11 protein-coding genes are annotated in these 16,045 nt (G+C 69.9%); 10 read left to right on the plus strand and 1 reads right to left on the minus strand.

Annotated features, from left to right (window positions below):
- The first annotated feature begins 80 nt into the window (after positions 1–80).
- The 6 genes from EDF42_RS07110 (at position 81) to EDF42_RS07135 (ending at position 9,199) form a co-directional block, all read left to right on the plus strand.
- Entirely contained in the window at positions 81–5,420 is a 5,340-nt protein-coding gene (locus tag EDF42_RS07110) for a DUF6531 domain-containing protein (protein ID WP_148067639.1), read from the plus strand.
- Between the two features lie 409 nt (positions 5,421–5,829).
- On the plus strand, positions 5,830–6,294 hold the full coding sequence (locus tag EDF42_RS07115) for a hypothetical protein (protein ID WP_123671843.1): 465 nt from the start codon (positions 5,830–5,832) through the stop codon (positions 6,292–6,294).
- Between the two features lie 245 nt (positions 6,295–6,539).
- Entirely contained in the window at positions 6,540–7,106 is a 567-nt protein-coding gene (locus tag EDF42_RS07120) for an Imm26 family immunity protein (protein WP_185003075.1), read from the plus strand.
- A 25-nt stretch (positions 7,107–7,131) separates the two neighbouring features.
- Positions 7,132–7,917 (plus strand): DUF6188 family protein, encoded by a 786-nt coding sequence (locus EDF42_RS07125; protein ID WP_123338341.1) that lies wholly within the window; start codon positions 7,132–7,134, stop codon positions 7,915–7,917.
- Complete coding sequence (locus EDF42_RS07130; protein WP_123671844.1) at positions 7,914–8,639, plus strand: hypothetical protein; 726 nt, start codon at positions 7,914–7,916, stop codon at positions 8,637–8,639. The genes EDF42_RS07125 and EDF42_RS07130 overlap by 4 nt, the downstream gene beginning before the upstream one ends.
- Entirely contained in the window at positions 8,636–9,199 is a 564-nt protein-coding gene (locus tag EDF42_RS07135) for a hypothetical protein (protein ID WP_123671845.1), read from the plus strand. Before EDF42_RS07130 ends, EDF42_RS07135 begins: the two co-directional genes overlap by 4 nt.
- A gap of 129 nt (positions 9,200–9,328) precedes the next feature.
- Here the strand turns inward: EDF42_RS07135 and EDF42_RS07140 are convergent, their stop codons facing one another.
- Positions 9,329–10,552: an alpha/beta fold hydrolase gene (locus tag EDF42_RS07140; RefSeq protein ID WP_185040805.1), complete on the minus strand. Its 1,224-nt coding sequence runs from the start codon at positions 10,550–10,552 to the stop codon at positions 9,329–9,331.
- Positions 10,553–10,575: 23 nt separating this feature from the next.
- On the opposite strand from EDF42_RS07140, the gene EDF42_RS07145 reads away from it, so the two are divergent.
- The 4 genes from EDF42_RS07145 to EDF42_RS07160 all read left to right on the plus strand — a co-directional run bounded on the left by EDF42_RS07145 (position 10,576) and on the right by EDF42_RS07160 (position 15,899).
- Positions 10,576–11,157, plus strand: coding sequence for a DUF3000 domain-containing protein (locus EDF42_RS07145; protein ID WP_123671847.1), 582 nt, complete (start codon positions 10,576–10,578; stop codon positions 11,155–11,157).
- A complete protein-coding gene (locus tag EDF42_RS07150; RefSeq protein ID WP_395865256.1) occupies positions 11,154–12,410 on the plus strand; it encodes an HRDC domain-containing protein in 1,257 nt (418 codons plus the stop codon). Before EDF42_RS07145 ends, EDF42_RS07150 begins: the two co-directional genes overlap by 4 nt.
- A gap of 148 nt (positions 12,411–12,558) precedes the next feature.
- The gene (locus EDF42_RS07155) at positions 12,559–13,758 is read left to right on the plus strand and encodes a thiolase family protein (RefSeq protein WP_395865259.1); all 1,200 of its coding nucleotides are present in this window, start codon (positions 12,559–12,561) and stop codon (positions 13,756–13,758) included.
- A complete protein-coding gene (locus tag EDF42_RS07160) occupies positions 13,755–15,899 on the plus strand; it encodes a 3-hydroxyacyl-CoA dehydrogenase NAD-binding domain-containing protein (protein ID WP_123671848.1) in 2,145 nt (714 codons plus the stop codon). Before EDF42_RS07155 ends, EDF42_RS07160 begins: the two co-directional genes overlap by 4 nt.
- Positions 15,900–16,045: the final 146 nt, after the last annotated feature.

Here is a 16,045-nt window from a genome sequence, read left to right on the forward strand (position 1 = left end):
CTCGGCACGCATGCCGTCCTCTGGAATTTCAGTCCGGATCCGTGCCAGGATGGTGCGGTCAGCACCAGGGGGGAATGACGATGGCGAAGATCCACGGGAACGATCCGACCGGCTACTCGTACAGCGCGGCGGATGCGCTCAAGTCGGCTTCGACGGCGCTCGCGTCGTCGATCGGCGGCCAGTCCGGGTCGCGGTCGCCATCGGTGACGACTGCGCGTGCGGAGTTCCGGGGCTACTTCTCCGAGGTCTTCGCGGACAACGCCGACATCGCCTCGCGCAGCGCGACGAAGCTCGTCGAGTCGCTGCAGAGCCTGTCGGGCTTCGTACAGCAGCTCCGCGACGCCGCGAAGGACGAGGACGACCGGCGGAAGCAGGCGAAGGAGTGGACCGCCCGCAAGCGTGAACGCGAGGAGAACCTCCTCGTCGCCGCAGGACACGAGATCTCGACGTGGTTCGGCGGGGGCGACGACCCGAAGCCGCCGGAGCCCGAGCCGGAGCCACGACTGCAGGCGGACGAGGTCAGCGTCACGGGGCGGGAGTTCCCGGCGGGCGGCGGCACCAGCGGTGGGACGTCGTCCGCCGTCCCCGAAGACCTCCGCTCCTTCGAGGCGACCACCCGGACGCTCGACGCCGATCTGTCGGGTGCCGTCTCCACGTTCCGCAACGCCCTGAGCGACTACGAGGCCGAGTGCAACCCCTGCTGGGGCACGCTGAACGCCCAGTCGCTGCTGACCGCGGTGAACGACTGGCTCACGGCGAACGGGAAGGACGCCGACTGGGCGGGCACCGTCGCCGCGCAGTTCGAGGCCGCCGGTGGCGGTGCAGGGCCCGCGACGCTGTCGGACGCGGCGATCGCGGCCGCCCTGTCCGCGGCGGGGATCGACGCCGGACGTGACGACTTCACCATCGGGCCGTTCTCCGCGATGGGGACGCCCCCGACCAACGGGTTCGCCGACGACCCGGTCAACACGGCCACCGGCAACTTCCTCGAGCCCGAGACCGACCTGTCCTTCGCGGGGCAGGCCGCGTCGCTCCGGCTCACCCGCATGTACAACTCACTCGACGGCCGCGTCGGGGTGTTCGGACTCGGGTGGTCCTCCATCCTCGACATCCGGCTCGAGGTCAGCGACGAGGCCGCCTCGGTCGTGCTGGACGACGGCCGGCAGGTCGACTTCCCGCGGCAGGGGGACGGGTGGAGCCGCGGCGTCGGCGAGGACCTGTGGCTCCGGGCCGAGCAGGACTCGCTCGTCGTGCGGGACAACGCCGGCGGCCGGTGGGCGTTCACGCCGTCCGGACTGTGGCTGAGCAGTGCGCGTGGAGCGGGCACCGCCGTGACCGTGCGACGCGACGAGCACGATCGGATCACGCGGCTCGCGCACGTGTTCGGGCGGTTCGTCGACATCGAGTACAGCGGCGACCGGGTGGCGTCCGCGACGGCGTCGGACGGGCGCCGCGTCGAGTACCACTACGACGAGGGCCGTCGGCTGGTCCGGGCGACCGACGCCGTCGGCAGTCGCCGGTACCGCTGGAACGCGGACGGCCTGATCGACCGGGTGACCGCTGCGACGGGGGTCGTCGAGTGCGAGAACACCTACGACGACCGCGGCCGGGTCGTCGAGCAGCGCACACCGTTCGGTCGACGGGTCCGGTTCTCGTACCTGCCGGGTCGGGTCACCTCGGTCTCCGACGTCGACGGGGTCCACGCGAACACCTGGATCGCCGACCGGAAGGGCCGCGTCGTCGGGATCATCGACACCGACGGGCAGCGCCAGTCGATGTCGTACGACCCGCACGGCAACCTCGTCTCGGTGACCGAGCGCGATGGTCAGGTGACCGTCCACGGCTACGACGACCGCGGGCGTCGGGTCCGGACCGTGACGCCGGAGGGCGCCGATCTGACCTTCGGGTACGACGAGCAGGACCGCATGACCACGGTGGTCACCGCGAACGGTGGGGTCGTCGAGTACGGGTACCCGTTCGACGACCGGAACCCGTCCGTCGTCATCGACCCTGTCGGCGGTAGCACGCTGCTCGAGTGGCGGGACGGCGTGCTCGTCCGCACCACCGATCCGACGGGCGTCGTCGTCACGTTCCACCACGACGCGTCCGGTGAGCTCGTCGGCGTCGAGAACGCCGTCGGCGACACCGCACGTCTGATGCGCGACGCCGGAGGCAGGATCGTCGAGGCCGTCACGCCGCTCGGCAACCGGACCCGGTACCGCTACGACGCCGCCGGGCTGCTCACCGCGCGCGAGGACCCGGACGGGGGACTGTGGCGGTTCGAGCACGGCGACGGCGGTCGGGTCACGACGACGATCGACCCGACCGGTGCCCGCACGGAAGTCACCTACGGTCCACACGGCGAGGTCGTCTCCACCACGGACCCCCTCGGTCGCGTCGTCACGAAGGACTTCGACGCGTTCGGCAACGTGTCGACGATGACCCTGCCCGACGGTGCCGAGTGGGCGTTCGTGCACGACGCGCTCTCCCGGCTCGAAGCCGTGGTCGACCCGGCCGGTGGCACCTGGGAGCGGGAGTACGACGCGGTCGGAGCCCTCGGCGCGACGGTCGATCCGACCGGCGTCCGCACCGAGGTGCGCCGCTCGCGCGCTGACGGCGTCTCCACGGTCCGCGACGCCTTCGACGCCGTGTCCGTGACGACCGACGAGTTCGGGCGTCCGACCCGGCTCGAGCACGCGGATTCCTCTGCTGAGCTGACGACGTACGACGCCTGCGGCCGCCCGGTCGAGCTCGTCGACGCGGACGGTGGCCTCACCCGGATCGAACGTGACCTCGCCGGACGCGTCGTCGCCGTCATCACCCCGGCGGGCCGCACCACCCGGTACGAGTACGACGCGTGCGGCCGCCCGGTCAGCGCGATCGACCCAGCCGGCGCACGCACCACGCTGACCTACGACGCCGATTCGCGGGTCGTCGCGCGCACCCTGCCGACCGGCGAGGTCGCACGCACCGAGTACGACCGCCAGGGCCGGGTCGTCCACGCCGAGGTCCCCGGGGTCGGCACCGTCCGGTACCGGTACGACCGGGTCGGTCGCGTGGTCTCGGCGCGGGACACCCGCTTCGGCCAGCGGAGCTTCCGGTACGACGCCGCCGGACAGCTCGTCGCCGCGGTGAACGGGCTCGGCGGCACCACCCGCTACGACTACGACCAGCGTGGACGACTCGTCCGCACCGTCGATCCGCTGGGTGGCGTGACCGTCCGGACGTACACGCAGCTCGACAAGGTGGCCTCGTCCACGGATCAGCTCGGGCGCACGACGACGGCGACCTACGACGTCGCCGGACGACAGCTCACCCAGACCGATCCGGACGGCACCGTGCTGCGGTGGGAGTACGACGCAGCCGGTCGGGAATCCGCGCAGTACGCCGGCGACCGTCTGATCGGCCGCATCGACCGCGATGCCCGCGCCCGCACGGTGACGATCACCGACGAGACCCGCCCGGACTCCCCCAGAACCCACGTCCTCGAGTTCAGCCGACTGGGCCAGCTCGTCCGACGCGCCACCGGCGCGCGCGAGACCCGGTGGACCCACGAAGCCGACGGACTCCGCACCTCGGTGCAATCCCCTGACGGGTCCACGACCCGGTACGAGCACGACGCCACCGGACGGGTCGTCCGCGTCGACCACTCGGCCTTCGGCGAGGTCCGGTACGAGCACGACGCGGCGGGGCGGCTCCTGCAGGCCCACGCCGGCGATCAGCTGCAGACCTGGGAGTACGCGAACGGACACGTGGTCCGGCACGCGCGAATCGACGCGGACGGCACGCACGCCAGCACGATCGAACGCGACGCCGACGGGCGCATCACCCGGGTCGACGGACCCGGCGGGAGCACCACCTACGAGCACGACGATGCCGCGCAGCTGGTGGCGTCCGTCCAGGACGGCAGTCGCACGGGCTGGGTCTACGACGCAGCGGGTCGCCTGGTCGAGGAACGGACGGACTCCGGGGCTCGACGGTTCTCGTACGACGCCGCCGGACAGCTGACCAGGGTCGACGCTCCGGACGGGGCGCCCGAGGCGGAGTACGCCTACGACGGCGCAGGTCGACGGATCCAGACGGTCCGAGCCGATGGCGTGACGACCACGTACGGCTGGACCCCGCAGGGTCACCTCACCGGGGCGGCGGAGACCACCGCGGCGGGCAGCACTACGACCGACCTGCACGTCGACGCCCTCGGTGACCTCGCCGATGTCGACGGCGTCCCGATCGACTGGGACACCTCCGCGTTCGCGCCGACGCTCCTCGCTGTCGGCGACACCCCGGTCGTCCGCGCTCCCGGTGGTCTCACCGGGGTGGACGACGGGTGGACCGCCAGCGGTCGGCGCACCACGAGAGCAGCCGACGACGCCGACCCGTGGCAGACGCTCGTCGACCTCGGCGGCTCCGGCCTGCCCGGCGGGATCGCCCTCGGCGCCGACGGTTCGCTGCAGGTCGCCGGCTTGGAGTGGATGGGTGCCCGCGCCTACGACTCGTCGTCGCGCGGCTTCCTGTCCGTCGACCCGGTCACCGCGCCCGCCGGAGCAGCCTGGGCCGGCAACCCGTACTCGTTCGCCGGCAACGATCCGCTGCACGCCATCGACCCGCTCGGTCTCGCGCCCGTTACCGACGCGGAACTGGAGGCCTACGCGGCGGCCGAACAGGGTCCGCTCGCCCGTGCCGCCGCGGCCACCGGCGACTGGTTCGCGAACAACTGGGAGTACGTCGCCGGTGGAGCCATGGTCGTCGCGGGTGGGGTGCTCCTCGCCACCGGCGTCGGCGGTCCGGTCGGCATGATGCTCATCAGCGCCGGTGCCGACACCATCATCCAGAAGGCCACCACCGGCGAGGTCAACTGGGGCCAGGTCGCCGTCAGCGGGGCCTTCGGTGCGGTCGGCGGTGGTGCCGGTGCCCTGATCGGGAAGCACCTGCTGGGCAACGCCGCAGAGGGCGCGGTCGAGAACGTCGCGAACTACGCCGTGAGCGGCCAGCCGGTGACCCCCGGTGGCCTGCTCCGGAACGCTGCCGAGGGTGCCGCGACGTCGGCGGCCACCGGCGGCACGATGTCGAAAGTGCACCTGCCGACCGCGGTGAACAGGCTTTCCGACGTCGCTCCTTTACCTCCGACAGGACTCGGTGAGCGCGCTCAGCGAATTGCAGACAAGGTTCTCGAAGATCCGAACAAGATGGGGCACATCTTCGACAAGAAGGAACACGGACTTGATCCGCTCGTCGACTCGATGGGAGGGAAGCGTCCGGTCATCGAGGCCGTTGCCCATCACCTCGACAAAAAAGATCTACCCCCCGGCAAATTTGTTGAAGATGTACCGATAAGCGACGCTACTGTTCGCGTACGTGGATCCAATGTAGAGGACACCCCTCGTGTCGGTACAATGTTCATCCCAAGGGACACACCTTGAAGATTGGGGCAACATGAAGACAGAAGACGAATCACGTCTGCACGATCTCGTCCGCACTTGCTTGGATCACCTACTCCTACCTGAATCAGGACCATTGCAGGACCAAGCGCAAGCAATTCGAGGATTCCGAGCGACTGGTCCACGGATCTGGCAGATAGACCTTGACGACTCACCCGCCGTCAGCTTGCCGGACCAGCCCCTTCCGATCGAAGCCTCTTATGCAGATGAATCTTCTGAAGTTGTAGGCGAAGTTCTTATCTGGACGAAGAACGGGAGGATTGACAGTCTAGAGCTTCCGTGGTTCACGGATATGATGCCAAGAAACATTCCCAGCGCTCAACAACTGCTATTTGACGAATGATTTCCAGCGTCTTCAAGCGGAGGACAAGGCGAGGTTGAATCGGATCCGATGCTGCGACTTTTTACCCGTGAGTCTGAACAGGGCGATAGCGGGTGGTTCGACCTCGCCGACGTCGTGTCCTCCCTTCATCTGCCGCAGCTTTCATGGACGGCCGAGGACATATTCGTGAACGTGTCGAGAGATCCCGGACTGGACGTTGCCGAACTGGAGCAGCTCTCGAGCGCGCCCCACTTGCCCAGTCCGGTGCTCGACAATTCCTCGTTCATGCGACTCACCGAAACCACGCAGCAGTTCATCGATGGCGAGTTCGTCGGATTCAACCCATCCGAAGTCGGTGATATCGACAGAGCAGTCATCCGCCTCGACATGAGTGACGGCTCGTTGTGGACGATCATCATCGACACAGATCGGGTCGAGATTCTGGACGGATTTGCCCGGGCATTCGGGCCGGGAACGCGAGTGCCGGCGATGACCACCCGCACCACCGGGCCTTCGACCGAAATGCCACCGTGAACACCGCACGGTCGCGAGCCTTGAGCAGAAACAGAGCAACCGGCCCACGAGAACGAAACGTGCTCTCTTGAGTCCACCGGTCCACGCGGGGATGGCTCCCCATCCGTGGGGCGCAGCACTGGCCAGACCCGACCTCTGCCCGTCGAACTTTGGGGGAAGCGCCCCCTGGTCGCATTTCTGACGTGTGCCACCGGATCCTGAGAGGACGTGCTTTGATTTCAAAGCAACAGATTTACTCCGTCGCGGTGGGTGACATCTTCACCGTGCCGCTCGACGACGGTGAGGTGGCGCTTGGACAGGTGATCGGCAAGTACACGAAGGCGCTCTACGTCATCATCTTCGACCTCGTGGCGTCTGGAAGGTCAGTGCAGACCCTCAATTTCAGCGACGTGACGGCAGCGACTCCCCTTCTCGCGCGGATGACGTTCGATGCGCGATTCCGTCCGGGCATGTGGCAGATCGTGGGAAACAGCGTTCCCGATCAACGCCGGTTCTTGCCCGCGTTCGGCCACGGATCGGAGGACTACGACGGGGTGCACGTCACGAACTTCGAAGGGTCGAGGATGCGGAGGGCGACGGCTGACGAGGCCCGCCGCGTTCCACATCTGACCATCGCCTCCCCGATGGTCTTGGAGAAAGCGCTTCGTGCCCACCACGGCTTGGAACCGTGGCTGCCGGTGTACGACGACCTCCGGTACCGCCCCACTCCGACGTCCTGGGAACTCTTCGGAGAACCGCGACCTGCTCGAGCAGACTCAGCGAGGGCGGCTCCGGAACACCAATCCGTGGGAGGGGACGGTCATGGCCACTGACACATCGGAGCCAGGTCGGGCGGCGGTGCCCGTCCCAGTCGCGGGCGCCCTCGACTTCATCGGCGTCGACTTCCGGCTCGACCTGCGCTTGACCGATGGGTCCAGCGTGCAGCTCGAATCTGCATTCATCATCACGGACCGATCCGGGGGCAGCGTGGTCGTCGATCCGGAGCGCAAGGACTCGCTGCTCGCCATCCTGCGGCTGTTCGGCACAGACCTCGATCGGCGATCGGTCGAGGGCGACACGCTCACGCTGTTCTTCGCTGACGGAGCGACCCTCGTCGCCGGTCCGGACGGCGAGTCCGAGTCCTGGCACGTCTCCGGGCCGAAGGGGCGCCCGGTTCGTGTCGATCCGCTGGAGGGCAGTACGAGCCCCGGTACGGAAGAAGCGCTGAGAGTGCGGGTTCCGGGTCCTTCCTTCGCGCTGGACATCGCCGGCGACACCGTCGACTGCATCGGCCTCGAATCCGACGTGACGATCCGCTTTTCGAGCGGTGCGTCGCTCCGGTTCGAGACCGACTTCGCGCTGACCGGCTCTGACGGGGAGCACGCGTTCCTCGATCCCGGTGACAAGCCCTCCCTGCTCACCCTCCTCGCTCTGCACACCGAGGTCGTGTCGGACGGTGCAATCGAGGGCGGGCGGATCGCCATCCGGTTCGCCTCGGGTGCGTTGCTCGAGGGGTGGGCGAACCGCCGAGGTCCGTCCTGGCACTACAGCGAACCGGGGCGCGCACGGGTCGACGTCGACGCCATGACCGACGGCGAGGTCCGGTACCGGCACAGCCCGTCGTCCGCGGAGATCCGACGGTGACGAGCGCACCCCCGGACGTCTCGGTCACGCGCCTCCGAGCGGTCACCAACGAGACGACGGTGGAGCTGCCAGACCGTGTCGTCGAGATCCTCGCCGCTGTGGGTCCGGACACGAATGTGTTCGTCTCCGACGTGTCCGCACGGTCGTTCGCAGCGGTCATCCGGCGGACCTACTCGAAGCAGGAGCCGAACCTCGTACCGTTCATCGACCCACTCGAAGCCCTCGGGGACGACCTCGTCCTGATCTGTCAGGTCGAGCACGGTGATGAGCTCGTGACGGTCGTGTTGCGCGCGACGGACCGAACGCTCGTGGCAGTCACGGCGATCGACCGTTCCGTCGGGGTCGTCCACATCGCCGTCCAGGAGCTGTGCGCGCGCCTCCGTGCGTCGAACGCCCCGGGAGTGGCACTGGCGCTCGAGGTGGCATCGCAGTGTCCGGCCGAGGAACGGCTGCGCATCTTCGAGCAGGGCGCGCTGTCGACGGCACGGACCTTCCTGACGAAGTACACGATGGCCGCGGAGAAGGGCTTCGACGTCCGCGGACTCGACGGGTTCGCAGGTGCGCTTGTTCCGCTCGGCGCCGAGCAGCCGGGTTTCTGCACCGTGCAGGCTGACGCCGCGGTCGCGATCACGGCGTTCACGCCCGGCAGGACCGACGTCCTCGGTGCCATGAGCGTGGGCGGCCTCTCGCCCCAGACAGGAACGACCGAGGAGAACGGATGACCACGACAGTGCCGAGCGACCTGGGGATGGTCACCTACCGGATCCCCGCTGCTCGCATCGTGCTGCCCGACCTGGTGCAGTTCTTCTCAGAGCTCGAAACACCAGAGCTCGAAACACCAGAGCTCGAAACACCAGAGCTCCATTCACCAGAGCTCGTCTGGGTCCTCACGACCCTGTACGCCGTCACGTCCTCTGACAAGCCGGTCCAAGCGCTCCCACTCGAACGCCGCGTCGACGCGGCGGCGGAACCCGGGCTCATCCTGAGCCATGCCGAGGCGATGGAGATCGCTGACAGCATGCGGCAGCTCATCGACGGCGAGTTCCTCGGCTACCTCCCCGGCTCGGACCTGACCGACGAGACGAACCTGGTCGTCCGCATCGACGCGTTCGACAGCGGCGAATGGACCGTGACGGTCCGACCGCCGCTCACGACGATGAGCGATGCCTTCGACCGGACGCACGGCCCCGCGCAGCCGGGCCGACCGGCGACTCGTCTCGAGGAGTTCGGGCCGCGACAGCAGACGACGAACGGAACGAATGCCGCGCCACCCGCTTCGTGAGCGGAACGGGTCGAGTGCGCGACGGTGACCCGACCATTTCTGCTCACGATGCGACCGAACGGACGCACCGACGGACGGGAGGCGCGGTGCCAGCTGGCACCGCGCCTCCCGTCCGTCCTTCGGTCACGTCTACCGCGCGCTGGCCGCCCCGCGACGCTGGACCACCTCGGTGAGCCACGCGAGGATGCGGGTGTCGAACCAGTCGGCGTCGTGGTTCCAGAGCTTGGTGTGCCGGGCCGTCGTCTGCACCTCGAGCCGCACCAGGTCGGGCCGTGCGCGCGCCAGGTCGTGCGACGCGGATGACGGCACGAACCCGTCGTCGTCGCTGTGCAGCAGGAGGATCGGCACCGTCAGCTCGGCGGACCGGGTGACCATGTCGAGCTCCCGCAGGTCCACCGGCTGCTGCAGGCCAGCGAGGCGGTGCAGCACCGGGGTGCGGAGCAGGCGCTGAGCGACCTTGCGGACCGGGCGCGGCAACCCCATCAGCTGGCTCTGCGACTTGAGCACCGCGTGCCAGTCGACCACGGGTGACTCGAGCACCACGCCGTCGACGAGCCCGGCGAAGCGCGAGCGCAGCAGGGTCTGCAGCACGACGGCACCGCCCATCGACCAGCCCATGAGCACGACGCTCTGCGCGTTCTGGGCACTGAGCCACCGGAGGACGGAGTCGATGTCCTCCCACTCGGTGCTGCCGAGGCCGTAGCGGCCGTCGACGCTCGGCGGTGCGACGCCGTCGTTCCGCCACGACGCGAGGACGACCGAGTAGCCGGCGGCGCGGAAGACGGGGACGGCGCGGATCGTCTCGGCGCGGGTGACGCCGCGGCCGTGCACCAGGACGGCCCACGGCGCGTCCGGGTCGTCGGCACGGACGACCCAGGCGGGTGCGGGCCCGTTCGGGGTGGGGATGTCGATGTCCTCGACGGGCACGTCGAGCTCGCCGGGGGTCAGGTAGAACCAGCCGCCCCAGCGCCCGCGGCGTGCAGCGGTCGGGTCGCCGGCGTCGATCGCGATGATGCGGCGCGTGACCGTGGTGTCGGTGGTGCCGAGGACCTCGCCGACGCGCATGTGACCGGTGCCGGCGCCGAACCAGAGCGAGTACCGACCCTGCAGCTCGGTGTCGGCGGTCCGCTCGATGGTCACGGTCTTCCGGACCGGGTCGACGGCGTGGATCGGGACGCGTTCGGTGCGCTTGCGGTCCGGGGTGACGACGGCGCGGGCGACGGCGGCGACGAAGCCACCGATGACGGCCGTCCCCACCGCGGCGGCGGCCAGACCGGCGCCGAGGGCGATGAAGCCGGCCGATCGTGCGGTCTCCTGGACGGCGTCCTCGGCGGGTCGCGCGGATCGGGACATGGCCCGGAGCCTAGTCTGCATGTGTGTCCGAAACCCGAGAGCCCGACGCCTTCGCGCGGCTCCGCGCGTTCGTGTCCTCCGGCAGCAGCCGCTCCGAGACCACCGTCACCGAGATCCCCTCGCCCACGCGGATCGCACCGTTCTCGATCGCCCTGGCGGCGGACGTGTCCGGCACCGCGCACGGCGTCGAGTCCGACCTCGGCACCGGACGGTTCATCGCCCTGTACGACCCCGAAGAACCCGAGGGCTGGGGCGGCGCGTTCCGGGTGGTCTCGTTCGCGCAAGCACCACTCGAACCCGAGATCGGTGTCGACGAGTTCGTCGCCGACGTCACGTGGAGCTGGCTGGTCGACGCGCTCGAGGAGCACGGCGCCGAGTACGACCACGCCTCGGGCACGGCCACCAAGATCATCTCGCGCGGGTACGGCGACCTCGCCGCACAGGGCGACGGCGCCCAACTGGAACTCCGCGCGTCGTGGACACCCCGCGGCGACGACCTCACCGCACACGTCCAGGCATGGCAGGACATCGTCGCCATGCTCGCCGGTCTGCCTCCTGCCTCGGACGGCGTGACCCTGCTGGCCCCGAGGAGGCTCGCCAAGTGACCGACCCCGCAAGTTCGATCCCCCGTGCACCGGACCCCGCGTTCGAGGACTCGCACGAGGCCGTCAAGGTCATCGACTCGCGCGACGACTACCTCGACGCCGTCGCGGCGATCGCCGCCGGTCACGGGCCCGTCGCCGTCGACGCCGAGCGCGCCAGCGGCTACCGCTACTCACAGCGCGCCTACCTGATCCAGGTGTTCCGTCGCGGTGCCGGCGCGTTCCTGTTCGACCCGATCCCGATCGGCGACTTCTCCGAACTGCAGGCGGCCATCGTCGACGAGGAGTGGTTGTTCCACGCCGCCTCGCAGGACCTGCCCTGCCTGCAGGAGGTGGGTCTCGTCCCGACCCGCATCTTCGACACCGAACTCGGAGCCCGCATCGCCGGGTTCCCCCGGGTCGGTCTCGGCGCCGTCGTCGAGCAGCTGCTCGGGATCACGCTCGCCAAGGCGCACTCGGCAGCGGACTGGTCGACCCGGCCGTTGCCGCAGTCGTGGCTCGTGTACGCGTCCCTCGACGTCGAACTCCTGCCCGACCTGCGTGACGCCCTCGCCGCGAAGCTCGACGAGGCCGGCAAGTCCCGCATCGCGGACGAGGAGTTCGACGCGGTGCTGCACCGCGCCCCGAAGCCCGTCCGTGCCGAGCCGTGGCGCCGACTGTCCGGCATGCACGCCCTCCGTGGTGCCCGCGCCCTGGCGATCGCTCGGTCGCTCTGGGTCGCCCGTGACGAGTACGCCCGCGCGGCCGACATCGCTCCGGGGCGGACGATCCCCGATGCCGCGATCGTCGCAGCGGCAGCCGCCGCACCGACGTCGCGCACCGAACTCGGCGCTCTGAAGGCGTTCACGGGTCGCGCCAGCCGGTCCGAGCTCGATCGCTGGTGGGCCGCGGTCGACGAGGGCCTGACGACCGAGGACCTGCCGAAGCTCCGCGGCTCCGGTGAAGCGACGCTCCCGCCGCCCCGCGCCTGGGCCGACCGCAATCCCGCGGCCGACCGCCGGTACAAGGCCGCACGGGCCGCGGTGACGAAGCGGTCCGAGGAGCTCGACATCCCGCTCGAGAACCTGCTCACGCCGGAGACCCTGCGTGTGGTCTCGTGGGCACCGCCGTCGCCGCCGTCGACCGAGCTGGTCGGGGCCGCCCTCGCCGCACACGAGGCGCGCCCCTGGCAGGTGGAGGAACTCGCCTCGATCATCGCGTCGGCCTTTGTCGCTGCTGCACAGCAGCCCGCGCCGACGGATGACGTCGAGTCGTAGGAACCGCCCAACCGGCATGCGGCCGCCCAGCCTGGGGGCATAGCGTCGGGAGCGTCGCCGGGCGAGGCCCGGCCGGCCGGAGCGACCAGCGTTCCGGCCCGATCGATGAGGATCTGGGAGGCCCGGATTGCCAAAGGCATCAGACGTCGTGTTCGTGGACGGAGTACGGACACCGTTCGGACGAGCCGGCGAGAAGGGGGTGTTCTGGAAGACCCGGTCCGACGACCTCGCGGTGCACGCGATGCGCGGACTGCTCGACCGGAACGCCTCGCTCGACACCGCAGCGGTGGACGACGTCGCCGTCGCGGCGACCACGCAGCAGGGTGACCAGGGGCTGACCCTCGGCCGCACCGTCGGCATGTTGGCCGGCCTGCCGAAGTCGGTCCCCGGGTACGCGATCGACCGCATGTGCGCCGGGGCCATGACGAGCGTCACGACGCTCGCGGGTGCCATCGCCTTCGGCGCCGCGGACATCGCGATCGCCGGAGGTGTCGAGCACATGGGGCGCCACCCGATGGGCTTCAACTCGGACCCGAACCCGCGGTTCATCGCCGAACGCATGGTGTCGAGCGACGCGCTGGTGATGGGGTCCACCGCCGAGCGCCTGCACGACCGCTTCCCGGCGATCACGAAGGACCGCACGGACGCCTACGCCGTCCAGTCCCAGCAGCGGTACGCCGCAGCGTGGGCCGCCGGCAAGCTGCAGCCCGACGTGATCCCGGTCGAGGTGAACAAGGGCGACGGGTGGGACGTCATCAGCACCGACGAGCCGCCGCGTCCGGGCACCACGCTCGAGGCACTGGCCGCGCTGAAGACGCCGTTCCGCCCGCACGGACGGGTCACCGCCGGCAACGCCGCCGGCCTCAACGACGGCGCGACCATGAGCCTGCTCGCCTCGGCCGAGGGCGCCAAGGAGCACGGCCTGCCCACGAAGATGCGGATGGTCTCGTTCGCTTTCGCGGGCGTCGAGCCCGAGGTCATGGGCGTCGGTCCCGTCCCCGCAACCGACAAGGCACTGTCGAAGGCCGGCCTGTCGATCGACGACATCGGCCTGTTCGAGATCAACGAGGCGTTCGCGGTGCAGGTGCTCGCGTTCCTCGACAACTACGGCATCGCGCAGGACTCCGCGAACGTCAACGCGTGGGGCGGCGCGATCGCCGTCGGCCACCCGCTGGCATCGAGCGGTGTCCGCCTGATGAACCAGCTCGCCGCGCAGTTCGCCGAGCGCCCGGACGTCCAGTACGGCATCACCACGATGTGCATCGGACTCGGCCAGGGCGGCACCGTGATCTGGGAGAACCCCGGCTTCAGCAAGTCCGCAGCACGTTCGGCTCGGAAGGGGGCATGAGCATGACCACCGTCGACACCGACCGTCTGTCCGAACTCAGCGAGGACGAGGTCGTCACGCACTCGTTCGTCAAGCACGTCACGATGCCCTCCGGTGGCACCCTGGCGCTCATCACGCTCGACAACGGCAAGGACTACAAGCGTCCGAGCACCCTCGGGCCGCGCACGCTCCGCGAACTCTCCGGGGTGCTCGACACCCTGAAGACCGAGGCGACCGCCGGCACGATCCAGGGCGTCGCGATCACCGGCAAGGAGTACTGCTTCGCTGCCGGTGCCGACCTGTCGCAGGCAGCGTCCGTGCCGTCGCGGGACGTTGCCCACGACCTCGCGGCCCTCGGCCACGCCACGCTCCGCAAGCTGTCCGACCTCGGTGTGCCGTCGTTCGCGTTCATCAACGGCATCGCGCTCGGCGGCGGTCTCGAGATCGGACTGCACTGCACCTACCGGGTGTTCTCGTCCGCGGCGCAGGGCATCGGCCTGCCCGAGGTCTTCCTCGGCATCATCCCGGGCTGGGGCGGCGCGACACTGCTCCCCCGCCTGATCGGTCCGGAGCGGGCGCTGCGGGTCATCGTCGAGAACCCCCTCAAGAACAACCGCCTGATGGACGGGGCGGCTGCGGTCGAGATCGGCATCGGCGACGCGCTGATCCCGTCGGTGACGTTCCTGCCGTCAGCCGTCGCGTGGGCCGACGGTGTCATCGCCGGTCGCGTGTCGGTCAAGCGGCCCAACGAACCGGGCATGCTCGAGAAGGCTGCCTGGGGCACGGTCGTCAAGGTCGCCCGTGGGCAGGTCGCGTCGAAGATCGGGACGGTGCCGAAGTCGCCGTTCCGCGCGCTCGACCTCGTGGCCGCCGCTCGCGGCGGTTCCCTGGACGATCGGTTCGCCGACGAGGACGACGCCCTCGCCGACCTGCTCTCCGGTGACCAGTTCGCTGCGTCGATGTACGCGTTCGACCTCGTGCAGAAGCGCGCGAAGAAGCCCGTCGGCGCGCCGGAAGGCGTCGAGCCGAAGAAGATCACGAAGGTCGGCGTCCTCGGCGCCGGGCTGATGGCGTCGCAGTTCGCGCTGCTGTTCGCCCGACGACTCGGCGTCCCCGTCGTGATCACCGACGTCGACCAGGCCCGCGTCGACGCCGGCGTGGAGCGGATCCGCGGCGAGGTCGGCAAGCTGCTCGAGAAGGGGCGGATCTCCCCCGACGACGCGAACCGCATCACCGCACTCGTCAGCGGGTCGGTGTCGTACGACGCCTTCGCCGACGCCGACTGGGTGATCGAGGCCGTCTTCGAGGAGATGAGCGTCAAGCAAGAGGTCTTCCGGAAGGTCGAGCAGGTCATCGCGCCGGACGCCATCCTCGCCACGAACACCTCGTCGTTGTCCGTCTCCGAGATGGGCTCGGTACTGTCCGACCCGACGCGCCTGGTCGGGTTCCACTTCTTCAACCCGGTCGCCGTGATGCCCTTGCTCGAGGTCGTCCGCACCGCCGACACCTCCGACGAGACGCTCGTCACGGCACTCGCCGTCGCGAAGACCCTCAAGAAGACGGCGATCATCACCGCCGACCAGCCGGGCTTCGTCGTCAACCGGGTGCTGGCACGGGTCCTCGGTGAGGCGATGCGCGGCGTCGAGCAGGGCACCTCGTTCGACGTCGTGGCGGCCGGTGCCGCGCCGCTCGGACTGCCGATGTCGCCGTTCGAGCTGCTCGAGCTCGTCGGTCTGCCGGTCGGGGCGCACGTGCTCGACTCGCACCACGCCGCCTGGCCGGAGCGCTTCTACCCCGGAGACGGGCTGAAGAAGATCGCCGAGTACGGGAAGATCCTGACCCGCGACAAGAAGGGCAACGCGACCGGGTACGACCCCGCCGCCGTCAAGCTCGTCGCGCCGTCGAAGAAGGACGCGAAGCCGGTCGACGCCGCCGCGATGCAGCAGCGCTTCGAAGACGCCCTGGCCGACGAGCTGCACCGCATGCTCGAGGACGAGGTCGTCCAGCACGTCGAGGAGATCGACCTCGGCCTGATCCTCGGCGCGGGCTACCCGTTCCAGGCCGGTGGGATCAGCCCCTACCTCGACCGCAGTGGGGCGTCCGAGCGCGTCTTCGGTGGGAGCTTCCACGACCCGCTGATCGTCGGCCCCGCTTCCCGCTAGCCGGCGCCGGTGTCGCGCCCCGAGGCGGGCGGGGGGCCCCCCCCCCCGGGGGGGGGGCCCCCCCCCCCGGGGGGGGGGGGGGGGGGGCGCCCCGCCCCCCCCCCCCCCGCCCCCCCCCCCCCCCCCCCACCCCCCCCCCCCCGGGG

The organism is Curtobacterium sp. PhB172 (genome assembly GCF_003752545.1).
GTDB lineage: Bacteria > Actinomycetota > Actinomycetes > Actinomycetales > Microbacteriaceae > Curtobacterium.

Excerpts from the sequence above, each read along its gene's own strand:
- EDF42_RS07140 (WP_185040805.1), bottom strand. The coding sequence starts at position 10,552 with ATGTCCCGATCCGCGCGACCCGCCGAGGACGCCGTCCAGGAGACCGCA.
- EDF42_RS07115 (WP_123671843.1), top strand. The coding sequence starts at position 5,830 with ATGCTGCGACTTTTTACCCGTGAGTCTGAACAGGGCGATAGCGGGTGG.
- EDF42_RS07135 (WP_123671845.1), top strand. The coding sequence starts at position 8,636 with ATGACCACGACAGTGCCGAGCGACCTGGGGATGGTCACCTACCGGATC.
- EDF42_RS07110 (WP_148067639.1), top strand. The coding sequence starts at position 81 with ATGGCGAAGATCCACGGGAACGATCCGACCGGCTACTCGTACAGCGCG.
- EDF42_RS07160 (WP_123671848.1), top strand. The coding sequence starts at position 13,755 with ATGAGCATGACCACCGTCGACACCGACCGTCTGTCCGAACTCAGCGAG.